This is a genomic window from Akkermansia massiliensis (assembly GCF_023516715.1).
Lineage (GTDB): Bacteria > Verrucomicrobiota > Verrucomicrobiia > Verrucomicrobiales > Akkermansiaceae > Akkermansia > Akkermansia massiliensis.
In genome coordinates this window covers 1,591,875-1,614,596 of sequence record NZ_JAMGSI010000001.1, presented here as the reverse complement: position 1 = coordinate 1,614,596, position 22,722 = coordinate 1,591,875, and the positions used below count along the sequence as shown (strand labels likewise).

Annotated in this window: 15 protein-coding genes and 1 tRNA gene; 7 read left to right on the top strand and 9 right to left on the bottom strand. The window is 55.7% G+C overall.

Going from position 1 to position 22,722, the window contains the following annotated elements:
* The first annotated feature begins 52 nt into the window (after nucleotides 1-52).
* Nucleotides 53-841: a hypothetical protein gene (locus M8N44_RS06885; protein ID WP_102726744.1), complete on the top strand. Its 789-nt coding sequence runs from the start codon at nucleotides 53-55 to the stop codon at nucleotides 839-841.
* Nucleotides 842-878: 37 nt separating this feature from the next.
* On the opposite strand, the gene dapF is transcribed toward M8N44_RS06885, so the two are convergent.
* The 6 genes from dapF to M8N44_RS06855 form a co-directional block, all read right to left on the bottom strand.
* The gene (dapF, locus tag M8N44_RS06880) at nucleotides 879-1,703 is read right to left on the bottom strand and encodes a diaminopimelate epimerase (RefSeq protein ID WP_022397043.1); all 825 of its coding nucleotides are present in this window, start codon (nucleotides 1,701-1,703) and stop codon (nucleotides 879-881) included.
* Between the two features lie 59 nt (nucleotides 1,704-1,762).
* The gene (gene priA / locus M8N44_RS06875) at nucleotides 1,763-3,979 is read right to left on the bottom strand and encodes a replication restart helicase PriA (RefSeq protein ID WP_022397044.1); all 2,217 of its coding nucleotides are present in this window, start codon (nucleotides 3,977-3,979) and stop codon (nucleotides 1,763-1,765) included.
* A gap of 27 nt (nucleotides 3,980-4,006) precedes the next feature.
* Nucleotides 4,007-4,921 carry a peptide chain release factor N(5)-glutamine methyltransferase gene (gene prmC / locus M8N44_RS06870; protein ID WP_022397045.1) on the bottom strand — a complete coding sequence of 305 codons (915 nt, stop codon included), beginning with the start codon at nucleotides 4,919-4,921 and terminating at the stop codon, nucleotides 4,007-4,009.
* A 15-nt stretch (nucleotides 4,922-4,936) separates the two neighbouring features.
* The gene (gene prfA, locus M8N44_RS06865) at nucleotides 4,937-6,013 is read right to left on the bottom strand and encodes a peptide chain release factor 1 (RefSeq protein WP_102728013.1); all 1,077 of its coding nucleotides are present in this window, start codon (nucleotides 6,011-6,013) and stop codon (nucleotides 4,937-4,939) included.
* A 239-nt stretch (nucleotides 6,014-6,252) separates the two neighbouring features.
* Nucleotides 6,253-6,328 (bottom strand) — tRNA-Glu (locus M8N44_RS06860).
* A gap of 88 nt (nucleotides 6,329-6,416) precedes the next feature.
* Nucleotides 6,417-7,826 carry an alanine/glycine:cation symporter family protein gene (locus M8N44_RS06855; protein WP_102728014.1) on the bottom strand — a complete coding sequence of 470 codons (1,410 nt, stop codon included), beginning with the start codon at nucleotides 7,824-7,826 and terminating at the stop codon, nucleotides 6,417-6,419.
* A 377-nt stretch (nucleotides 7,827-8,203) separates the two neighbouring features.
* On the opposite strand from M8N44_RS06855, the gene M8N44_RS06850 reads away from it, so the two are divergent.
* Entirely contained in the window at nucleotides 8,204-8,614 is a 411-nt protein-coding gene (locus M8N44_RS06850; RefSeq protein ID WP_102728015.1) for a GNAT family N-acetyltransferase, read from the top strand.
* Nucleotides 8,615-8,744: 130 nt separating this feature from the next.
* Here the strand turns inward: M8N44_RS06850 and glsA are convergent, their stop codons facing one another.
* Both glsA and gadC read right to left on the bottom strand, forming a co-directional pair.
* Complete coding sequence (glsA, locus tag M8N44_RS06845; protein WP_022397049.1) at nucleotides 8,745-9,686, bottom strand: glutaminase A; 942 nt, start codon at nucleotides 9,684-9,686, stop codon at nucleotides 8,745-8,747.
* Nucleotides 9,679-11,247 (bottom strand): glutamine/gamma-aminobutyrate antiporter GadC, encoded by a 1,569-nt coding sequence (gene gadC, locus M8N44_RS06840; RefSeq protein WP_257228589.1) that lies wholly within the window; start codon nucleotides 11,245-11,247, stop codon nucleotides 9,679-9,681. The genes glsA and gadC overlap by 8 nt, the downstream gene beginning before the upstream one ends.
* 639 nt (nucleotides 11,248-11,886) lie before the next feature.
* Between gadC and M8N44_RS06835 the strand changes: the two genes are divergently transcribed.
* The 4 genes from M8N44_RS06835 to M8N44_RS06825 all read left to right on the top strand — a co-directional run bounded on the left by M8N44_RS06835 (nucleotide 11,887) and on the right by M8N44_RS06825 (nucleotide 19,910).
* Nucleotides 11,887-12,324: a hypothetical protein gene (locus M8N44_RS06835; RefSeq protein WP_102749433.1), complete on the top strand. Its 438-nt coding sequence runs from the start codon at nucleotides 11,887-11,889 to the stop codon at nucleotides 12,322-12,324.
* Nucleotides 12,240-12,602: a phage capsid protein gene (locus M8N44_RS14120; RefSeq protein ID WP_309557185.1), complete on the top strand. Its 363-nt coding sequence runs from the start codon at nucleotides 12,240-12,242 to the stop codon at nucleotides 12,600-12,602. The genes M8N44_RS06835 and M8N44_RS14120 overlap by 85 nt, the downstream gene beginning before the upstream one ends.
* Nucleotides 12,603-12,851: 249 nt before the next feature.
* Nucleotides 12,852-18,737: an RHS repeat domain-containing protein gene (locus M8N44_RS06830; RefSeq protein WP_102728019.1), complete on the top strand. Its 5,886-nt coding sequence runs from the start codon at nucleotides 12,852-12,854 to the stop codon at nucleotides 18,735-18,737.
* 192 nt (nucleotides 18,738-18,929) lie between these two features.
* Nucleotides 18,930-19,910 (top strand): SEL1-like repeat protein, encoded by a 981-nt coding sequence (locus M8N44_RS06825; protein WP_180975136.1) that lies wholly within the window; start codon nucleotides 18,930-18,932, stop codon nucleotides 19,908-19,910.
* Between the two features lie 217 nt (nucleotides 19,911-20,127).
* On the opposite strand, the gene M8N44_RS06820 is transcribed toward M8N44_RS06825, so the two are convergent.
* Nucleotides 20,128-21,372, bottom strand: a complete 1,245-nt coding sequence (locus M8N44_RS06820) for a tyrosine-type recombinase/integrase (protein WP_102728022.1) — start codon at nucleotides 21,370-21,372, stop codon at nucleotides 20,128-20,130.
* Nucleotides 21,373-21,732: 360 nt separating this feature from the next.
* Between M8N44_RS06820 and M8N44_RS06815 the strand changes: the two genes are divergently transcribed.
* Complete coding sequence (locus M8N44_RS06815; RefSeq protein ID WP_215709491.1) at nucleotides 21,733-22,701, top strand: phage capsid protein; 969 nt, start codon at nucleotides 21,733-21,735, stop codon at nucleotides 22,699-22,701.
* Nucleotides 22,702-22,722 lie beyond the last annotated feature (21 nt).

The window sequence follows — 22,722 nt, the reverse complement described above, 5'->3', positions numbered from 1 at the left end:
CAGTCACAGATGCCTTTGAGTCGTTAACCAGCCAGTTGTCCCTATCCAAGCCATGAATTTCTTTCCTCACATTCCCATGTTGTCCACTGTGTTCAGCAGTATCGGCTGCTATTTACTGCCTTTTGGCGTCGTTTTGCTGTGGCTTCTGTATGAATCAAGAAAAGTAAAGGCCATCCTCCTTGCCGGGCTGGTGATTCTGAGCATGGTGTGCATGTTTTTTCATGAGGCATGTGCTCCCAGCAGGGAATATCCGTGGGACTGCATGGTGGAGCACATATTTACAGGAACGCTTCTCCCGTTCCTCTGTCTGCTGGGATATATTCTGTACGTGTTTCTTTGCGCCTGCATCCCGGTGTACAGGAAGGTGTGGAAGGGCATCGGCTTTTTTGCCCTTGGAGTAATGAGCCTGGCTTTTGAGTACGTGAATGTTTCCTTTCCGGTGATGCTGCTGGCGGGTTATTTGTTCCGTTTCTTCCTCTTCCGGAAGTTCCGGAACCACATCCCCTTTGTCAGGAAGTGCCACGGAGTGCTTGCGATAGGAGTGGTGCCCGGAATTTGCCTGATCAGCGTTGTCAGCGCCATTTTGTTTCCCCCGCCGGAGAGTTTTATTTGTGAGAAGATCAATGAGGAAATGGCGCGTGACATGGCCCTGTGGAATTACCAGAGCAACCTGGTTCTGCTGTCCAGCCGTTTTCTGAATGTGGAACGCAAGAAGGACTGCATTACCGTAAAGTATTATTGCGAGACGAATATGGGCCCTGCCGTGTACAAGGCATTCTGCAACAATTACGGCGGTTATGTAAAGGCAGAGTGTTCCCTGCTGAACAGGCATGCTCCCTGATGACGGAGGACAACGGCGTTTTTCCGCGAGGAGCCGGTCAGAGTTCTATGTCTCCGGTAAAGACGAGGTCCGCCGGTCCGGTCAGCGTCACGCTGGTAAAGCGGTCTCCCGTGCGCTGGAAGCCTACTTTGAGCGTGTCCCCTCCCGCTACGTCCACTTGAATGGGTGAAGGGGCATCCGTCAATACGGCGTGCAGCAGCGCGCTGGCGGTCATGCCCGTTCCGCAGGCAAGCGTTTCATCCTCCACGCCGCGTTCATAAGTACGTATGGCGATGTGCCCCGGAGACAGGATCCTGGCGAAGTTGGCGTTGGTGCCTTTTGGAGAGAATGCGCTATGGTAACGCAGGTAGGCGCCCAGACGGGGAACGTCCAGGCCGTCCAGCTTGTCCAGAAACGCTACGGCGTGCGGAACGCCTGTATTCAGGAAGTGGACGTCCGCCCCCACCGCCGGGTCCGCATTCAGCACAAAGAGCTGCAGGGAGTGGGGATCCGTCAGGTTCACGGTGACATTCCCGTCCTTTTCAAAGGTGGCGGTCACGATGCCGGCCATCGTTTCAAAGGGGAGGGGAGCGGATTTGTCGTGATGAAGCAGGGCCGCGGCGAAGTTGCCGAAGCAGCGGGCTCCGTTGCCGCACATTTCCGCTTCTCCGCCGTCGGCATTGTAATAGCGCATGCGCACGGTTCCCCCTTTGCCCCGGGACGGTTCCACGGCAATCAGGCCGTCCGCCCCGATGCCGAAGCGGCGGTCGCACAGGGCTTCAATGGTCTCCTTGTCCAGCACGGAGGAAAGTTCCAGGTCACGGTTGTCCACCATGACAAAGTCATTTCCGGCGCCCGTCATCTTGTAGAAATGAAGCAGCATAATAGTAAGTTGTGTTGTGCCGGAATTTTAATGCGGCCGTCCGGATTTGGCAAGGCGGCTTACATGAATGACATGGCGTCCACGTCGATCACGGCGGTCAGGTCGTCCCCCAGCCCGGCTTCCTGCACCAGCTTCCGCAGGGTGCGGGAGAGGATGCGGGCGGACGGCCCCTTGACCGTGATCTGGAATCTGAACTGGCCGTGTGCGCGGGGAATGGGCGCCGGCATGGGGTCCGTCATCGTGGCTGGAGGGGGCAGCATGCCGCGGAGGCGCGCCGCGAGCGTGCGCGTGGCGAATTCCGCCATGTTTTCATGCTGGGAGCGTATGGTCAGCACGGCGATGTGGGTGAAAGGCGGCAGGTCGAAGGAGCGGCGCATTTCCAGCTCCTGCGCCGCAAAGCCGTCCGTATCGTGATGGCGGGCGTACTGCAGGGAAGGGGACTGGGGGGTAAAGGTCTGGATGATGACCTCCCCGGAAAGGTCGCCGCGGCCGGCGCGGCCCGCCACCTGCGTCAGAAGCTGGAAGGTGCGCTCTCCCGCGCGGGGATCCGGGATATGGAGACCCAGGTCCGCGTTCAGCACGCCCACCAGCGTCACGTTGGGAAAGTCCAGCCCCTTGGCAATCATCTGGGTGCCAAGGAGAATATCTATCTTATGGGCGCGGAACTGGTTCAGAATGGTTCTGACGGCGTTTTTGCGCCGGGCCACGTCCGCATCCACGCGCGTGATGCGCGCCGCAGGAAAGGTGCGCCGCAGGATTTCCTCCACCTTCTGGGTACCGTACCCCTGGAGCATGATATTGGCGGACCTGCACTCCGGACAGGTGCGGGGCGGCAGGGCCTTGAACCCGCACAGGTGGCACATGAGGCGGTCCTCCGTACGGTGGTAGGTCAGGGGCAGGGAGCAGTGCAGGCACGTCACCACGTGGCCGCAGTCCGGACACTGGATGGAGCGTGCGAATCCGCGCCTGTTGAGCAGAAGGATGACCTGTTCCCCCTTGTCCAGCCGCCGGTCGATGGACATTCTGAGCCGCTCGGAGATGACGTTGGGGCCGGATTTGTTTCTGCCCTCCGTCTTCATGTCCAGAATGCGGATGAGGGGGAGCTGCTGGCCGTCCGCCCTTTCCGTCAGCTTCACCAGGGAATATTTTCCGGTCAGGGCGTTATGGATGCTTTCCAGGGAAGGGGTGGCGGAGCCCAGGACCACGGCGCAGTCTTCCAGATGGGCGCGCAGCACGGCCAGGTCCCGCCCGTGGTAGCGGGGGGAGCTTTCCTGCTTGTAGGACGCGTCATGCTCCTCATCCACAATCACCAGCCCCAGGTTCTGAAGAGGGGCGAAGACGGCGGAACGGGGGCCGATGACGATGCGTGCTTTTCCGGAACGGATGGCGTGCCATTCGTCAAAGCGTTCTCCGTCCGATAGGAGGCTGTGCAGCACCGCCACGGAAGAGGGCAGTTCCGCAAAACGGGATTTGAAGCGCTGGACGGTCTGGGGCGTCAGGGAGATTTCCGGTACCATGATCAGGGCGGATTTTCCGGATTTCACCATTTGGGAGACGGCCTGAAGGTAAACCTCCGTTTTGCCGGAGCCGGTGACTCCTTGCAGGAGCACCGGTTTTTTGTGCTCCGCCGTGCACATGGCCGTGATTTCTTCCAGCGCCTTCTGCTGCTGGTCGTTCAGCTTCATGGGCTGGCTGGGGACGAACTGCTCTCCGGTGCTGGGGTCGCGGTGCACGGATTCCTCCTTCAGGGAGATGAAGCCCTTGGCCGCCAGGCTGCGGGCGATGTTCAGAGCCCCCGTGCCGAATGCGGCCAGAGGCGCTTCCATCTGTTCCGCAGATGAAAAATAATCCAGCATTTGGGCCTGCCGGGGCGCTTTGCGGTACAGGGCATCCAGCTCCTCACGGGACGGACGTTTTTCCAGATGCACCATTTTCCGCATTTTTTCCGCCGTGTTTTCCTGACGGACGGTTTCCGGGAGCAGGCAGCGGATCATTTGGTCCAGCGCTACGGAATAATAGTCCGCCGCCCAGGAAGCCAGATTCATCATGACCGGAGAAATCAAGGGTTCCGGGTCGATCAGTTTCAGAATGGGCTTGAGCCTGTCCTTCCAGGCAGGGTCCGGCTCGGACAGCGTAAGAACAGTGCCGGTGGCCGTCCTGTTGCGCAGGGGAACCTGCACGCGGCAGCCCGGCCTGACGTCCCCCGCTTCCGGCGGAATGCCGTAGTCCAGCACCAGATCGCTTTGTCCGTCAACCAGAATGCGCGCCGCCTGCATGGAGTGAAAGGGGGGAAGGAATAATTGTTAATGATAACCGAAGGGGAAGCGGGCTACGCCGCTCATGTCTTTCAGCACTTCAATGTAATTATAGCCGTAGCCGTCCATAATCTGCGTCACGGCTGCCGCCTGGTCATGTCCGATTTCCAGGGCTACGAAGCCGTTTTCATTCAGGTAGTCCCGGGCGCGGGCCAGAAAGCGTTCAATGATTTCCCAGCCTTCCGGGCCTCCGAACAGGGCCGTATGGGGATCTTTCATGACTTCCGGGGCAAGCTCCTCTCCATCCGCAATGTAGGGCAGGTTGGCCACGATGACGTCAAAGCGCATTTCCCGTCCGGCATCCTTCTCTTCCTCCTCAGGCACGGAAGCGGAAGAATCCGCTCCTTCCTGGCGCAGGACCGGTTTTTCCAGGGGGATGTTTTCAAACAGGTCCGTCTGGACGGTGGAGACCCTGGCTCCCAGCCGCATGGCGTTTTCCAGCGCCAGGTCCAGAGCCTGCGGGGAAATGTCCGCCAGAACGACTTCCTTCGCGCGCTCCTTGAGTTCCAGAGCCAGCGTGACGCCGATGATGCCGGAACCGGTACCCATGTCCAGCACGCGTACCGGACGGTCCGGGATTTTCTTTAACACCATTTCCACCAGTTCTTCCGTTTCCGGGCGGGGAATCAGGGCGCGCGCGTCCGTCAGGAAATCCCTCCGGAAAAATTCCGTGAACCCCAGCAGGTGCTGCAGCGGTTCTCCCGCCGCCCTTCGTTTCAGCAACTCGCGGAGGGGAGCCAGTTCCGCTTCTTCAACAGGCCTGTCAAACCGGGAGTAAAGAGCCGTGCGGTTGCAGTGCAGAACATGGGCCATCAGGTGCTGCATGGTGGCGCGCGCCTCGTCACAGCCCTGGCGCGCCAGGTAGTCCGTGCCGGACTGAAGAACTTCCAGTAGGGTTTTCATGAAAGGAAAAGGGGGTTAGGACATGCCGGCTTCCGCCAGGCGTTCCTGCATTTCCGCATGCTGGAGAGCCATGATCAGGTCTTCCATCTGCCCCATCAGGATGCCGTCCAGATTGTGGGACGTATAGCCGATGCGGTGGTCCGTCAGGCGGTTTTGCGGGAAATTGTACGTCCGGATTTTTTCTTCACGGCCGCCGGAGCCAATGAGGTTGCGGCGTGCGGCGGAATATTTTTCCGCCTCTTCCCGCTTCTTGGCTTCAAAGAGCTTGGCGCGCAGAATCTTCATGCCTTTTTCACGGTTCTTCATCTGGCTGCGCTCTTCCTCGCAGCGGACATAGACGCCCGTAGGGATGTGCCAGATCTGCACGGCGGATTCCGTCTTGTTCACGTGCTGGCCGCCGGCGCCGCCGGAACGGCACACTTCAATGCGGAGGTCCTCCGGGCGGATTTCTATGTCCACTTCCTCCGCTTCCGGCATGACGGCCACGGTGGCGGTAGAGGTGTGGATGCGTCCCTGCGTTTCCGTGGCGGGCACGCGCTGCACGCGGTGCACGCCCCCTTCATACTTCAGGAAGCGGAACACTTCTTCCCCGGCAATGCGGCAGACGACTTCCTTGAAGCCGCCCACGTCCGACGGGCTGCTTTCCAGATGCTCAAAGCGCCAGCCGCGTTCTTCCGCAAAACGCTGGTACATCCGCAGCAGGTCTCCGGCAAACAGGGATGCTTCATCCCCGCCCGTTCCGGCGCGGATTTCAATAATGGCGTCCCGGTCTTCCGTCGTGTCGCGGGGAAGCAGGCTGTACTGCACGTCGCTGCGCAGTTTTTCCAGCGCGGCTTCCAGTTCGGGAATCTCCATGGCGGCCAGTTCCGCCAGCTCCGGGTCATCCGTCTTCGCCAGCTCCTGATTGTCCGCCAATTGCTGTTCCGTGGCATTCAGGGAATCCCACGTTTCCATCAGTTCCTTCAGGCGGCGGTGCTCCCTCATGGTTTCCGAGGCCCGCTTCTGGTCATTGAAAAAATCCGGTTCGGCAATGACCGTTTCCAATTCTTCCAGGCGCTGGCGGCGTTTTTCAATGAGAGGTGTGTAATCCATGGCGTTTGCGTGTAAGAAATTCTAAAAGATAACAGGGCTTTCTGAAAGCCAAATCCGGGGGATGTAAGACATGTTCCGGAATTTGAAAAGGAGGGGGATACCGCTTCCTGCTGTCCTGTCCGCGCTTTCCTGATTCCGGAGGAACCGGACCAAAAGAAAACCGCAGCCATTACGTCTTTCCAATATGCCTTCCCTGGTAAGGAGGGGCGGAAGCATCGTAACTGCTGCGGCGGTAAAGCTGGCATCGCGTACGGGACTCGAACCCGTGTTGCCCGCGTGAAAGGCGGGAGTCCTAGACCGCTAGACGAACGCGACTTTTAGGTTTGCAGGGACTGCGCGGCGAAGTAAATACTACCGGAGGCCGAAAGGCAAGAATTATTTGAATCTGAGTTTAAAAAAATCGTTATCTGCCTTCCGGAATGTGGGAATCGTCATAATCGTCCAGCCTGTGCTGCCAGAGGTAGTACCGCGTTTGCTGGACAAGCACGCCGGAAAGGGCCAGCAGTGAAATGAGGTTGGGAAGGGCCATCAGGCCGTTGGCGCAATCCGCAAACACCCATACCAGGTCTATCTTGGAAACGCAGCCGGTAAAGACCGCCGCCACCCAGATGACGCGGTAAGGCGTGATCAGCCGGATGCCCCCCAGGTACTCCAGGGCTTTTTCCCCAAAGTAGGACCAGCCCAGGATGGTGGAGACTACAAAAGTGACCAAACTGACCGTCAGGAGGGGGGAGCCCACATAAGGAATTTTACTGAATGCCAGCGTAGTGAGCCGGGGGCCGTCACTGGACGAAATATCCGGGTGGGCGAGGATGCTGGTAGTCAGCACAATGCCCGTGAGTGCGCAGATGACCACGGTATCCCAGAACGGTCCGCTGGAAGAGATGAGCGCCTGCCGTACGGGGTTGCGGTTCTGTGCGGCGGCGGAGGCGATGGCGGCGGAGCCCAGCCCGGCTTCATTGGAAAAAAGGCCGCGGGCTACGCCGGTCCTCATGGCCGTCATGACGGCCGCTCCCACCACGCCCCCTGCGGCGGCTTCCCCCGTGAAGGCGCAGTCCAGAATGTACCGGATGGCCGGAAGGACGTAGTCCGCCTGAACGGCCAGAATATACAGGCACCCCAGAATGTAGATGACGGCCATGAACGGCACGAAGAAGGCGCATACCCTGGCAATGCTCCGGATGCCCCCCAGCATGACCATGGCCGTGAGGACAGTCAGCACGATGGCCGTTCCCCATGAGGGAATGGAGAATGCGTGATGGAGCTGTTCCGCCGCGGCGTTCCCCTGCGTCAGGTTGCCGATGCCGAAGGCGGCAATGGCCGTGAAGACGGCGAAGGCCACGCCCATCCATTTGCATTTCATGCCGCGTTCCAGTACGAACATGGGACCGCCGCTCATGTTGCCGTCCTTGTTTTCCACCCGGTACTTGATGGCAAGCAGACCTTCCGAATACCGCGTGGCCATGCCCAGTACGCCTGTGAGCCAGCACCAGAAGATGGCTCCGGGCCCCCCTGCGGCAATCGCCACGCCTACGCCGATGATGTTCCCCGCGCCGATGTTGGCGGCCAGGGCCACCATCAGGGAGCTGAACGGGGAGATGTCCCCTTTGTCCGTATGGTCCTTCACAAAGTACAGTTTAAGAGCCTTCAGCAGGTAGCGCTGAGGAAAGCGCAGGATGATGGTGAGGTACAGGTGAGTGCCAAGCAGCATGATGAGCAGTGGCCATCCCCACAGGAAACTGCTGAAGGCGGACAGCCAGGTTGTGAGCGCGTCCCCGGTCTGGAAAAAGGCGTTTTGCAGGGCTTCAAGCATACCGGAAAGACTCTAAGGAAAAATGCTGTGGTGGCAAGTCCTTAAAACACGGGAAGGGCACGGAAAAACAACTTCTGCGGTTCCGGCGCAGGAAAGCCTTTTACAAGGGCGCGTTGGCTTAATCTTCCATGGAGAACGGCCGGGGCTGGCCCGGAAGCCAACTTCCATGTGATCAATGTGGAGGAGTGCCTCAAGCCCCTCCGGCTCTCCTCATGCTGTTTAATGAAGAATGAAGGAAGGGATGATAGTTGCTTGTCTCCGGGGTCTGCGGTCTTTATCATAAGGACTATGACGGGAGCGGCAGATGACGTTGCCCCATTGCCCGGCATGCGGGTGTCACGCTGCATTCCGGCCATCATCTTGAACCAAGGGGAAAAATGATTGTTTTTACGGAAGAAAAGAAGTTTACCAGGGAAAAAGTGCAGGAGCTGTTCCTGTCCGTTGGATGGATTTCCGGCCAGTATCCGGCCCGGCTGTACAAGGCCCTGATGAATTCGTCCACGGTATTTACCGCGTGGGATGGCGACCGGCTGGTCGGGCTGGTGCGGTTGCTGGACGACGGCGAGCTGGTAGCCTACATGCACTATGTCCTGGTGCATCCCGACTATCACGGCAGGGGAATTGCGGGAAAAATGATGGAAATGGTCAAGGAGAAGTACAAGGACTACCTGTACATTGAAATCATGCCGGAGGAGAGCAGGAACGCCGCCTTTTATGAAAAGCATGGCTTCCATGCCATGGAAGACGGCGTATCCATGCAGCGGTGCAATTTTTCAAACAGGACTTAACGCCCGCGGCTGGACAGTCAATTTCCGGCAAGCGCGGAAGGCGGCGCGTTATTTCGTGTGGCCGGGATACAGTAAACCCGCGGGTATCCTTTCGGATCTTGGCTCCGCGGGTTTACCTTCTCATCCCGGATTAGCTCCGGAAAAGGTTCAGATTCAATTCCTTGATAATGGATTGAAGAGCTGCTTGGCCCTTGACGGTGTTTCCGGCGGGGTCCAGGGGCGGGGAGAAGGCCGCCATGGCCATCTTGCCGGGGACCACGGCCACCAGGCCGCCGCCCACGCCGGACTTGGCCGGAACGCCTGCCTTGTACATCCAGTCCCCTGTGGAATCATAGAGGCCGGACATGCACATTTCCGCGAGGATGGGAGAAACGTTCTCATCCTTCACCACCCGCTTTTTGCTGACGGGGTTGACGCCCCCGTTGGCATAGCAGGCGCCCATCAGCGCCAGCTGGGAGGTGGTGATGTTCAGAGAGCACATGCGGGTGTACAGGTCCACGATCATGGGCGGCGTATTGTAAAAATAGCCGTAGCTGTCCAACAGCCACGCGATGCCGCGGTTGTGCTGGTTGGTGGCGCTTTCCGACTTGTAAATCTCCTGGTTCACGGTCAGGGCCGTATTGGCGAAGTTGTTGAAATTATGGATCATGTTCGCCCATATTTCATCGGAGTCCGAACCGTTGACCAGGCTGACTGTCGCCATGGCCCCTGCGTTGACCAGGGGGTTGAGGGGCTTGCCGCCGTGCAGCTCAATCGCCATCACGGAGTTGAAGGGCTCCCCGGTGGGGTCTGCCCCGATCTTCGTGCGCAGCTCCTTCATTCCGATCAGATCCATGACGTAGGCCAGGTTGAAGGCCTTGGAGATGGATTCAATGGCAAAGGGCGTGTCCGCGGAGCCTGCGGTCAGGATATCTCCGTTGACAGTGACTACGGCAATCGCCAGCAAGTCTGAGGGGACTTGCGCCAGAGCGGGGATGTAGGAGGCGTTTTTGCCTCCCTGGACCGTTTTGGCGTAGGCGTACGCGTTGTCCACAGCCGTCTGGATTTGTTCATTGGAAGGGACGTTACTCATGGGATATGGTATGGATTGGGGTTACTGTAGAATGGGTTCCATTGGTTTTTTCCCATCCGAAGGGTTCGAAGGCGTCTTCAGGATCCACAGGCCGCTTCCAGGAGGGCTTGGCCATGACATGGATGATGAAAGGAATGCCGGCGAAGATGAAGGTGCCTATCACCAGAAGCATAATGTACATCGTATTGCTGCCGACGGTAATTTGGTTCGGCGGAATGAAGCTCACCAGGAAGGCCGCCAGGCTGGCCAGGAAGCCGAGGCCGCCTACAATCCACATGCCGAGGGTCTTGCCTCCGGGAATGCGGAAAGTGCGGGGCGTATTCGGTTCCCGGTAGCGCAGATAAATGCCGGAGGCGAACATCAGCATGTACATGATGAGGTACAGGATGATGGTAAGCTGGGAAATAATCTGGTAGGCGGACTGCACGGAAGGCATGATCACGAACATGATGGAAAGCAGGGTGACGATGCAGCCCTGAATGAGCAGGATGCCCATCTGGACGTTGTTCTTGTTCCGCTTCTGCATGACGGGCGGCAGGTTGCCAGCCAAGCCTACCTGGTACAAGCCTTTGGAAGGACCTCCCACCCACGCTGTTACCTGGGCCAGAACGCCTACGGCCAGCGCAAGCGCCAGAATCCAGTTCATCCAGCCGAGGCCGAAGAAGCTGAAGTAACTGTCATAAGAAATCAGCAGGCTCTGCACCAGGTTGATCTGGGAGTTCGGAATGATGAAGCCGATGGCCAGCGTGCCCAGAACGAAAATGAGTACCGTAATGATGGCGGAAATCAGAATGGCCAGCGGATAGTTGCGGCCGGGATCATTCACGTCCTTCACATGCACGGCGGACATTTCCATCCCTGCATAGAACAAGAAGATGCTGGCGGCCAGAACGAGGTTGTTGAAATTGCTCATATCCGGTATCAGCTTGTCCCAGCTCATGTCCAGCAGAATCGGGTTGCCTCCGGCCCAATAGCTCAGGCCCAGCAGAATCAGGATGGCGCCCGGAATGATGGTTCCGATGATGGTGCCCCATTTGGTGACGCCTGCGGAAGTTTTCATGCCGCGCAGGTTGAGCAGGGTAGCCGCCCAGTACACGCACAGCACCACGATGAGCACATACCACTTGTTGGCGGCAAGAGCTTCATCCCATCGCTGTCCGGGTCCCATGAAAGCCAGGGAGACGGCGGCGAAGGTTAGCACGGTCGGAAACCAGATGGTGCTTTCAATCCATTGCAGCCAGATAGCCAGGAACCCCCATTTTTTGCCGAAGGCTTCGCCTACCCAACGGTAAACGCCGCCTTTCTGCGGCCATCCGGTGGTGAGTTCCGCGGCTACCAGGGAGACGGGCACCAGGAAAAAGACCGCTGCAAAAATATAGTAAAAAACGGAACTGAGTCCGTACGTGCTTTCCGCCGGCATGCCGCGCAAGCTGACAATGGCGGAAACGTTAATCATGGCGAGCGTAAATACCCCCATGCGAAGGACGGATTTTACCGCCGGAGCGTTATTGGTTGTAGCGGGACCTGTTGGAGAGGTCCCTGATTGAGTCGTATTATTCATTGGTTTATTCCGGGTTGAGAATTGGGACGGCGTATAGAAGTGCCGACACCGACCTTATCTGAACGACCAGAAAAAGAGCTCTTTCGTTGAAGAGATGGTGCAGATAGGGGTGCCGGAGTCTGTCTTAACAGCGGTTACCGCTTTCCGGATGGAATGGGAAAGGCCGTCCGCTTTCATGCTGGCGCTTTTTTGAGCGGCAAAGCAGGAGCATACGGGCAGAACGCCCGGAATGGCTCTCCGGCTGCGGGGTATTATCTGCCAGGAATGAAAATGAACGCTGCTAATGCCACTTAAGGGGATTCCATTGTCTCAACCCAGTTTTCTGTTTCCCGGGGGACGGCTCCGTGTAGAAAAACGGGTAAGAACGGAAAATGGATGGGTATGGTCCAATTTTTCCTTTCTGGCGGAATTCCGGAGGGGGGCTTCGGCTTGTAATGATCATCGCCCCTTTGACGGGGTTCCACTCGTAGGAATAAACCTTGACGGGAGCTCCCTGCGGGACGGCTTCTCCGCGAACATTCCTGGAAACCTGGGAGACTCCGTATTGGGAGATGGTGAGGTTGTTGGAGGAACGGCTGAAACTCAGCATGCCGTCCCTGGAACTGGTGATGCTGTTGATATTCCCCTGGCTGTTTGGAAATGGATACGCTGGACCTGCGGGCCGCGGAATTGATGGGCGAGCAGCGCAACGCCCTCTCCCGCATGCACGACGAGGTGATTCTGGGCATGACGGAGGACACGGACAACACCTATCGCATCCGCACCCAGGAGGAAGGCATTTGCGGCGGAAGTTTTGGAATCAATTATACGGGGGATGACGGTTCCACGGTGGAGGCCATCGACACGTCGGAAAACTCCTTCCAGGTGATCCCGGTGGATTTTGTCGCCAAAGGCACCAGGACAGTTGCAGGTATGATCTCGACAAGATTGCCGAACTTAAGTGCCGTTACCAGATCATCAACGCCTGGCGCGCCGGAAAGGGGGACGACATTGTGGTGGCTATTTCCCCCAAGCAGCACATGGATATGGTGCTCATGGAACAAACACAAAACAGGAACTACGGCTTTTCCTCCCTGACTAATGGGGAAGTCAACGAGTTTTTGAAGGTGAAATTTTTGGTGACCAACATGCTGCCCATTGATGAGCAGGGTAACCGGCTCTGTTGCGCGTGGCTGCGCTCGCGCGTCAAGTTCGGGGTGTGGCGGGACGCGCAGTTCCGCGTGGAGGCCCGTTCCGAATACGTGGACGTGCGCGAACAGATCACCGTGAAAGCTGGCCCTGGGTGCCACGCGCCTGGACAACAAGACCGTCTTCCTGATGCCCTGCAAAGAGGCATAGGTATAAATGTGCGATAGCATAACGTGTCCGGATGTTTGTCTGTAAAGTAAAGATCATCAATTATTCAGACAATACAAAAAATCCATTATTTTACAAAATATCCAACGTTATGCTATCACACCCCATGAATTGCCGAGGGAGATAACCCACTGCACTTTTTTTTCTGTTTATTTCTCCCGGAAAGGTCCCTGGCAGCCGCCAGCCTTCCGGGCATTTTCCAGGGCGGCTGCACTATCATATCAACATCAACAAATTAAATTAAAATCATGAAAACAAATAATTCCATGAACATTCAGAACGGAGTTTCCTCCGTTCCCGTCTACCAGAGGTGGTATTCCAGCCCCAAAATGGTTCAAGCAGCCCGTGGAAGAGCCATGGTTCTGAATGAGGAACCCGAACCTGAACCCAAACCCTGGCATGTTATCTGGGATTTCTCCTCTTCCGGCAGCTACTATAAGGGAGGGCCGTCCGACAGCGGTGATCATATGGAGACCGTTGATTTCTCTTTTACGGTACCCTCCGCCCCCGTTCCCGAGCCAACAACGGAGAATCCTGTCCCCGAATCCCCGGAACCGCTGGAAGCGACGTGCAACATGACCCTTACCGTGGATGACTGGGGCAAGATGTCCGTAGGGGAACAAACCATCGACATGACTTCTGGAGGAGAAGGCCCGCAGGGAGGACATGCCAAATGGACCCAGGAAAGCGGTGAGTTCACCTTGAAATCCGGTGAATACACCTTGCATGTGGAACAGAGCAACATCGACTACGATCCCAAGGAAAAAAACCTTTCCATCTGCGATTACGATCTTAAAGCCTATATAGACAAGGAAGGCCCCGCTACCGCAGGCGGTAAGAAAAAGCCAACCTGTGATTGTTGCAATTTTGATGGTCAAGGAGGGGGCTGCCCTCCGCCCCCGGCAGGAAGATCAAGGAGCCTGGCTTCCGTTTTTGGGAACACTTCCTCCGGAGGTGAAAACGCACAGGCAATCAGCGACGCTTCCCTGATGTACTGGGGGGCTGACTTCGGCCATTTCCGCGGGCTGGGCGGCATTTCCACCGGCTCCATTGAGTTGCTGGCGACCGATTCCACCGATGGGCTGAACCATCCCCATGCCCTCTGCTACGACTCCATGCTGGCAAGCTTCCTGGATATTCCGGAAGTCGGCATTGTGGCTGGAGGCACGTTTGATATTGTCACGGGAGCCGGGCGTGTTTGCGTTCAATGTGAAGTGGACAGGGAAACGCTGACGATCGTCGGCGAGTTTACGTCTTCCGGGAACCGTGCCTTCTTCACAACGGTGGACGGTGTTTTGTGCGTCCAGTGGATGAAGACGGACAAGAGCGTTGCCGTGTATAACGCCAGAACCGGAGCCCTTGTTTCCTACACGACCAGGTGGGGCAATATTTACACAGCCGAGCAGATTGGCGCCTATCTGCGCGTCAACAGGGACAGTGCAGGAGACCTCCTCCAGGTATGGAACCTCTGGGACGGCCTGCTCAACATTGAAGCCGTCACGGCTGACGGCTATACGATTGCCCTTTACACTCCTTCCCAGATTACCGGGCAGGATGAACAGGGGCTTTACACTGTTATGGGACAACCGTTCAAGAAGTTCGTGATGGCCGGAGATGCCGCCACGGGCCGTTTCTCCGTCACCGAACAGACGCCGGGAAGGCTGGATTTCAAAACGGAATGGTGGCTTAATGGCAAAGCTTGGAACATGGCGCAGGGAACGGATGCTGAAGCCATCGTGACCCGCCGGACGCGGACGGAACTGGAGAAAGATACCTGGCAGCTCGTTACGGCGGTTTCCAGGGGAGAAGACGGAGCTGCCGCCTCCCATGTCTGCGAAGTGTACCAGACGACGGCTTATGGCGACCTGCTTCTTACCAAAGTGGATGGCTATGGCAGCGATCTTGCACAGACGACCATCTATGAATACGACTACTACGGCAGGAAGAAGAAGGAAACGCGCCCGGATGGAGGCGTATGGGAATGGTCCTACGACATGCTGGGACGCCTGACGCTGGAAAGGCAGCCCTGGTGCGGCGGCAAATCCCAGGACACGACATACCGGTATGTGACCGGGGATGGAGACAGCGAAGTAAGCAGCGATGTTGCCGAAGAACGCCGCCTCATGCGCGACGGTTCCAATAACCCCATTGAATTGTGGAAGAAAACCTACACGTACAGCCAAGCCGATCATGTCAGGCGCGTGGAAATCCGCACGACCGCTCTTGAGACGGAGACCGTCCAGCTCGAAGTGCAGGAAACGTGGCTGGGGAGCGCTCCCAACAGCTACGCGCAGGGCCGCACCAAGATGACCCAGGCCGTCAATGGCGTGCAGACCCATTATGAATATGCCGCCACGACGCAGCATGGAGCCGCTTATACGGAAACGCAGGAAACCCGCGTCAACGGAGAAGTGGTTCCGGGATTGAGCGTCAGAAAAGTCTCCTTCATTACCCCTCAGGGCAATACGGTGAGGGAAGAAAGCCATGTACTGCTTTCCGACAATACCTGGACGCTTACGGACAGCGCGGACTATGAATTTGACACAATGAACCGCTGGACGAAGCGCACCCGTGGCAACGGGCGCGTCTCCGAACAGGAATCCATCTGCGACGGACGCATCCTTTGGGAAAAGGATGAAGACGGCGTGCGGACAGACTACGGTTACGACAGTGCGAGGCTGCTGGTTGAGACGATCCGTTCCGCTACAGCGACAACTCCGGAAACCATCGTCAGTTACACGAAGGATGCCCTGGACCGGGCCACTGCGACTCGGACCGACACTGGAGCCATGAGCGTCGCCACGGAAACGGCCTACGACCTGCTGGGACGCATCACCAGCGAGACAGACTCTCTGGGACGGATAACCACTCACAGCTACAGCGCGAATGGCCTGACGGAAACCGTCACGACTCCCATGGGAGGAACGCTCATCACCCAGCGCCATGCGGATGGAACGATCCTGCGCCAGCACGGGACGGGCCAGCAGGACCTCAAGTTTGAAACCGATATGGCAAGCGACGGCCTCCGCGTGACAACGACCGTTCTCAACGGGACGGCGCGCGTTGTCCGGGGACGCGTCATTACGGACGGCTTCGGCCAGCAAATCCGTGTGGCAACGGTGCATACGAGGAATGGAAGCAATTACCGCCATCTGACTTACAACGCCAAAGGCCAGCTTGTCCGCGACCAGCTTGAAACACTGGCTCCCACCCTGTATGAATATGATTCCTTTGGCAACAAGACGAAGGAAACCGTCGCTCTTTCCGATGAACCGACCACGCTCAATTCACGGGTTATGGAATATACCTACACCCGTGAACAACGGGAAGAGGGCGTCTACGGACTTGTCACGACGACGGAATACGCAGCGGAAGGCACGCCCATTGTCCGGAAGGAAGCTACGCTGGTTTCTTCATTGAACCCCGTGCTGGAAAGCAAGGTGGTTACGACGGACGCCAGGGGGCATGACAGCGCCGATTGGACGGAATACGGGGAACCTGCCGCCAGGGTGCGGAAAGTGACCCAGCCCGGAGTATCGGATGCAGCCGTGATTCATACCGTGGACGGTTTTACCACCACTGTGACCGATTATGCAGGAATTTCCACCAGCCAGAGCCACTCCTATACGGCCCAAGGCATGACGATGGCCTATACGGACAGCCGCGGCAATACCACGACGGAAGTGTACGATACAGCCCTGCGCCTCCTTTCCGTGACGGATGCCGCGGAAAACAGCACGTCCTATGCCTACGGGCAGCCGCTGGACCAGCCTACCTGCATCACCGACGCCATGGGCAAGACGGCTTGTTATGCCTATGACGCCAGGGGACGCAAGGAGGCCGAATGGGGAACGGCGATTCAGCCAGCCGTGTTCTCTTACAACGATGCGGACCAGATCACCGGCCTGACGACGTTCCGCGGTTCCTCGGAAGCTATCACGACTGATCCGCGAGAACGAACGGATGGAGACATGACGGCCTGGACTTACAACGCCGCTACGGGGTTGCCCACCCGCAAGACTTATGCGGATGAAACCCACGAGGACACAAGCTACGATACGCTCAACCGTGTTTCCACCTTTACGAACGGAAGAGGAAACGTCATGACGCGTAGCTATGACGTCCTGACCGGGCTGCTGACAGGCGAGACTTATGGCGACGGCACTCCCTCCATCACGGCGGCCTATAACCATCTGGGCCAGCTCACCGGCATTACCGATGCCAGCGGGACGCGCATCTTCACCTACAACCAGTACGGGGAAGTGGAAGGGGAAAGCACGCTGGGACTTGTAGAAAGTTCCCTAGCGGCAGTGAAGGACGCCTACGGGCGAGCTTCAGGCTACAGCCTGCAATACGGAGGCAGTACTGTTCTGCAAACGGGCTGGGGGTATGATTCCGCAGGAAGGCCTTCCACGGTTTCCCTCAACGCGGTGGCGACTCCGTTTACCTATGGCTACAATGCCGCCAACGGATTGCTGGAGACGCTGAACTATCCCAATACGCTGAAGAGATGGTACACGCTGGAAGAGAAGCGGGACCTGGTGGTCAAGATGGACTACCTGCGCCCAGGAAGTCAGAACTACCCGGCCAAGGTGGATTACACGTATGACGCACTGGGACGCCCGGCGACGAAGAAGGATTATTTCAATACTCCTACTCCGGATCTTGTTCATACCTACACTTACAATGACCGCAGTGAAGTGATTTCCGATTCGTTGGGCAGCGGCAGAAGCTATAGCTACCATTATGACAACATGGGCAACCGGACCACATCCCTGGAACATGGCAACATGGTCATCTATGTAACCAATCCGCTCAACCAATACACGTCCGTCCGTCCTCACGTCATCATCAACTCCATTCCCGATGCGGCACCTGCCTCCCTGCCGGGAGAATTTTTCCCGGAATATGATGCAGACGGCAACGAGACCCTGGTAAAAACCGCAACCGGAATTTGGACGGTAGCTTACAACGCTCAGAATCAGGCTACAGCCTTCACCAAGGACACTAAACGCATTGAATGCGTGTACGACTACCTGAACCGACGTGTAGAGAAGACCGTCTACGACGGGAACACGTTGGTGTCCAGGAAGCGTTTCATCTACGTGGGCTATTTGCAGGTAGCGGAACTGGACGCCACCAATGAGACGGAGACGGCCTCTCCCATCCTGCGCAAGACCTATCTGTGGGACCCGATGGAGTCCGTAGCGACTCGCATCCTTGCCATGAGTGTCTTTGACGAAGCCGGTGTTTATCAGGAAGACCTGTACTACACGCACGACTTGCTCAAGAACACGACGGCCTTGTTCGGCATCCAGGGAGGAAGGCGCGCCTTGTATGAATACAGCCCCTATGGAGACATCATCAAGATGGAAGGAAACGCGGCGGAGATCAATCCGTTCCGATTCTCCAGCGAATATCTGGATGACGACCTTGGGCTGGTTTACTACAATTACCGCTACTACAACGTACTTGATGGACGCTGGATCAACCGCGATCCGATGGCGGAAAATGCCGGGTTCAATCTCTACTGCTTTGTAAGTAATAAGTTGTCGATAGATTATCTTGGATTAATTGAGCTTGATAATGTCTTGAAGCAACTTAAAGAAAGACTGGAGAAGAAGGCTCGGGCAGAAGCCCAGCAGAGATGTATTGCATTTTGTAAAAAGCATGCTCCCAAAGGAACTCCGGATGAAGTTTGTACCCAAATCGGCAAAGATCTGGAAAAGAAACTGGAAGAAATTGCCATGATGATCGCCAAAAAGGCGGAAGATAGTTTGGGGAAGACTACTTCAAAAACTGGAGGAACAGATAAGGGAAAAGGTGGCGGTGATGGCTCTGGAGACCAAGGGACTAAAATTAGTTTCACTGGCACTTTTACACACCCTATCGGAAATTCTGGATGGGGGGGATCTGCAACTGGTACCGTGAACATAGGTTCAAACGGGATTACGACAGGAGGAAATGTCAGCCCAGTCCAAGGAGCCATCCCAAGCGTTGGGTTCGGGGCAAGTGCCAGTGGTTCTTTTGGCAGTAGAGGTGGTTCATGGAGGGTTGGTGGAAATGTTAACATTCCAACTAATGGAGGACATGTAGGATATACGTTTTTTGGAGGGATAAGTATTACTTTCTAAAAAATGCTTGATATTTTGGTGTTATGATATATGTATATCGTAATGTCAAATTATCCTGATGCTATTCCATTTCTTAATCTCCCTTCTCTGTTGAAGCGAAGGGAGATTAAATTTTATATATATAACATATTTGCATGTCTTTTTTTGACTTCGGTTGCATATCCTTCCCAGGAAGCGGCTCTTCCTTCTGCCATGTCTCAGACATCTTCTTGTTCTAGTATTGCGCAGATAGATTCAATAAAAAAGTCGGCTCAACAGGGAGATGCTAAAGCCCAGTGTAATCTTGGAATCATGTATTCACAAGGACAGGGGATTGCAAAAGATGATAGGGAAGCATTCAAGTGGCTTTCAAAAGCTGCGGAGCAACAATATGCTCCGGCTCAACTTGAGCTTGGCGTGTTGTATTCTCAAGGTCGAGGGATTAAAGAAGACTTGAGAAAAGCATTTGAATTGTTTTTTTCTGCGGCCCAGCAACAATGTGCTCCGGCTCAGTACAATCTGGGCGCTTTTTATGAAAAAGGAACAGGAGTGGAGCAAAATTGGAAAGAAGCCGTGAAATGGTATACTGCTGCGGCCCTGCAGCAGTTTGCTCCAGCGCAACACAATCTTGGAGTATTGTATGCGCAAGGTCAGGGCGTTGAACAGGATTGGCGGGAAGCTTTCAAGTTGTTTTCTGCTGCGGCTAGGCAACAATATGCTCCGTCCCAAAATAATCTGGGTACTTTGTATGTCCAGGGAAAAGGAGTTGAAAAAGATTTAAAAGAAGCGGTCAAATGGTTTTCCCTTGCGGCTCAACAGGGATTCGCTGATGCCCAAAATAACTTGGGAATGTTGTATTTTCAAGGAAATGGTATTCCCCAAAACGCTCAGGAGGCTGTGAAATGGTTTTCTGCCGCGGCTCAACAAGGGCATGTGGATGCTCAATATAACCTGGCATGGATGTACCAGGAAGGCTCCGGAGTAGAACAGAATGATCAGGAGGCATTCAGATGGTATGGAAGAGCGGCCAGATCAGGGAATGCTAACGCGCAATTTCGATTGGGTGTGCTTTATCAACTAGGAAGGGGAACGGAAGAAAATGAGGCAGAAGCCCGGAAGTGGTTGGAAAAAGCGGCCCAGCAAGGGCATGAGCAAGCCCGGGATTTGCTTAAACTACTTGATAACCCTTTGTAGAGATAATTTTACATAAGCGTCGAATTAGAATATCAATGAGAGATCGGTATCATTTTCATGGTGGATTTTCTTGGAATAAATCAGTAGGATTAGGGACTGTTTCCCTGTCTCTCCATGAATATGCCTCTTCATTGCTTGCTGCTCCAGACGCCGGGAGAACTCCTGGAAGGTGAAAAAGACTTCCTCCGGCTGGGGTATGCCGTGGAAGCCTTTCCTTTCATGCAGGACGCCTCCTGCCTGGATGATGCGGAACCGGAAGAACTTCCGCTGCATGCCTATGCCCCCGGCTGGCGCCATGGCGACCTGCCGGAGGTCCGATCCCGCCGTGCTTCTCTGGTCCGGATGCTTGCCGATCCCCGCTGGCAGAAGGAGGATCATGCCCGACAATGAACCGGCACAAGTCCGCAGGAACATTCGCCAGACGCAGAACAGTAACTGCCGTTGCGCGCAGACTGTGGAAACTCAGAGGTGCAAGTCTCCGCCTGTTTCCTTTCGCTGCTGGAGGATTCTTTTCAATGTATCCGAATTTCTTCAGCAGAGCGTTGAATTCGATGGAAAGTTTGCTCGACGTATGATCCGCCTGCGCGTGACGCATTGCCGCTACCGGAAATACGTAATCGCTCGCACGGTTGGCAAGTCGTCTGTCCAGCACTTCCTTCAAAGGCAAGATGATGGGGTTGTTCATGTGTCTCTTGGTTTTTTGGGTCGTCATCGAAATGATTCCACCCTCCATGTCAATTTGCTTCCATTGGAGGGTAGCGATGTCGCCCAAACGCTGGCCTCCCGTATAAAGGCAGACGCGTATCATGTCGGGCCATTCTCCCGGCAGGATTTCGGTCAATCGTTGAGCTTCCTCGACTGTGAAAGCGCGCCTTTCGGTAGCATCGGCACGGTTGATCTTGCTGGGACGCACCCCCTTGAAAGGATTGTACGGAAAAAGCCGTTCGTTGACTGCCTGTTGAAAGGCCGCATTCAAACCGTATAGGTAAATGCTTACCGTCTTGGAACTCAGCAATTCCAAATATTTTTCCATGAACCTTTGCGCCTGGGCCTCCGTCACCGTGTCCAGGGGCATTTCCTGTTTGGGTCCCAGAAAGTCGAGAAAACACCGGATAGCCTTCCCGTAACGAAGATTGGCGCGTCGGTTGGGACGGTTCGCCAGCCATTGATGCAGATGATCCTTGACGCTGGGCATGTATTTTTTGTTTCGCAGGACGGACTTGGCCTTGTTCCCGGCGAGTGAAACGATAACATCGGCATTTAGAAGTGCCCCTTTTGCTTCCTTCTCCAGCTCTTCTGCAATGATGCGCGCCTGAAGTTCAGCTTCTTTCATGGCGGCGTTCTTCAATTTGCCTGGAGTAACCAAGGGAGTGATCTTGATGCCGGTGGTACGAACCTTGAGTTTGCCTCCAACTCGGAAACAGGCGTACCAAGTGTCTTTTCTTTTGATAATTCCAGCCATAATGTTGTGGTGTTAGCGGTTTTGAATCTGCTATGCACCGAAAAGTCGATGTATAGCATAGTGCATAACAAAACCATGTAATAGGACTGAATATCACACAATCTGCTACCAAGGGAGGCCTTGTAAAATGAGGGGTTTGCAATAACCCCGAAGGCAAAAAATGGAGCGGATGATGGGTTTGTGATAAATTACAATCAGATATTTACGTCAATCTGTAACACTTCTGTAATGCCTGTATGACAAAAAAGATGCCTGCCGGGATGCTTCGATTTCAATAACCCTTACGCGAATTGTCAAATCTACAACTGAATTGACACTCGGCAACTTGCAAAAGTCCTGTCCATGCCTCCTGATGGAGACATGCCAAATAATTACACCCTTCCCATCTCCGATCTTTATCAGGAGACCTACGACAACCAGTGGCAGGAGCAAATCCAGCAGGCCACTTCCCGCCTGGAACGCTTCTGCGTTATCAAGTCCGGTCTAACGGGCAAGCTTCAGGAGTTCAGCTTCGTGGGCACCACGGAATTGGACGAGAAGCAGGGGCGCATGCAGGACATTGTTCTGGATGAACTTGACTACTTCAAGCGTCGGATGCTTCCGGTGAGCTTCTCCAAGCACCTGGGCTACGATGAAGACGACGATATTTTCCTGCATGGTCTGGATGCCCCCGTCACCCAAACCATCAATGCCCTCAAGTATGCCGCGGCCCGCAAGATGGACGACGTACTGTTCGGCCTGAAAAAGCAGGGCGGCCTTTACGTTCCCTCCAAGGGCGGCATTTTCGGAACGGCGTTTGCCGGCAACGACGGCATGGACAAGCTGGAACTGCTGGCTGAAAATGTCGTGCCTGTCAACCACACCGGAAGCACGGCCAAGGAATGCCCGATGACGATTGAAAAGCTCAACCGGGGCATTACGCTCCTGCAGGAGAACGGTATCCTCGACGACGCTTCCAACGCCTATGGCGACCAGGTGTGCTGCGCCATCACTCCCCGCATGCGTGAAGCCCTGATCAATGACGAGCGCCTGCAGAAGACCGATTTCGGCTTTGCATCCCTGCGTAAAACGAACGGCACCCTGGACCCCATCATGGGCATTCAGTTCGTCATCGCTCCCAATCTGCCGATTGACGAGGAAGGAAACATCATCTGCCCCATGTGGATGAAGAATTCCCTGTATTTCGGCTCCTGGAAGCAGAACAAGGTGACGGTGGAGAAGCGAACCGACAAGGAAGATACCATTCAGATCGGCCTCAAGACCATCATGGGGTCCACTCGCATGCGCGAAGAAGCCTTCCTGCAGATCAAGTGCAAGCCCCTTGTTTAAAACATTCAATCCTACATTAAA

What these genes read in the sequence shown, in the direction of transcription:
- M8N44_RS06885 (WP_102726744.1), top strand. Translation starts at nt 53, where the DNA reads ATGAATTTCTTTCCTCACATTCCCATGTTGTCCACTGTGTTCAGCAGT.
- dapF (WP_022397043.1), bottom strand. Translation starts at nt 1,703, where the DNA reads ATGCTGCTTCATTTCTACAAGATGACGGGCGCCGGAAATGACTTTGTC.
- priA (WP_022397044.1), bottom strand. Translation starts at nt 3,979, where the DNA reads ATGCAGGCGGCGCGCATTCTGGTTGACGGACAAAGCGATCTGGTGCTG.
- prmC (WP_022397045.1), bottom strand. Translation starts at nt 4,921, where the DNA reads ATGAAAACCCTACTGGAAGTTCTTCAGTCCGGCACGGACTACCTGGCG.
- prfA (WP_102728013.1), bottom strand. Translation starts at nt 6,013, where the DNA reads ATGGATTACACACCTCTCATTGAAAAACGCCGCCAGCGCCTGGAAGAA.
- M8N44_RS06855 (WP_102728014.1), bottom strand. Translation starts at nt 7,826, where the DNA reads ATGCTTGAAGCCCTGCAAAACGCCTTTTTCCAGACCGGGGACGCGCTC.
- M8N44_RS06850 (WP_102728015.1), top strand. Translation starts at nt 8,204, where the DNA reads ATGATTGTTTTTACGGAAGAAAAGAAGTTTACCAGGGAAAAAGTGCAG.
- glsA (WP_022397049.1), bottom strand. Translation starts at nt 9,686, where the DNA reads ATGAGTAACGTCCCTTCCAATGAACAAATCCAGACGGCTGTGGACAAC.
- gadC (WP_257228589.1), bottom strand. Translation starts at nt 11,247, where the DNA reads ATGAATAATACGACTCAATCAGGGACCTCTCCAACAGGTCCCGCTACA.
- M8N44_RS06835 (WP_102749433.1), top strand. Translation starts at nt 11,887, where the DNA reads ATGGATACGCTGGACCTGCGGGCCGCGGAATTGATGGGCGAGCAGCGC.
- M8N44_RS06830 (WP_102728019.1), top strand. Translation starts at nt 12,852, where the DNA reads ATGAAAACAAATAATTCCATGAACATTCAGAACGGAGTTTCCTCCGTT.
- M8N44_RS06825 (WP_180975136.1), top strand. Translation starts at nt 18,930, where the DNA reads ATGTCTCAGACATCTTCTTGTTCTAGTATTGCGCAGATAGATTCAATA.
- M8N44_RS06820 (WP_102728022.1), bottom strand. Translation starts at nt 21,372, where the DNA reads ATGGCTGGAATTATCAAAAGAAAAGACACTTGGTACGCCTGTTTCCGA.
- M8N44_RS06815 (WP_215709491.1), top strand. Translation starts at nt 21,733, where the DNA reads ATGCCAAATAATTACACCCTTCCCATCTCCGATCTTTATCAGGAGACC.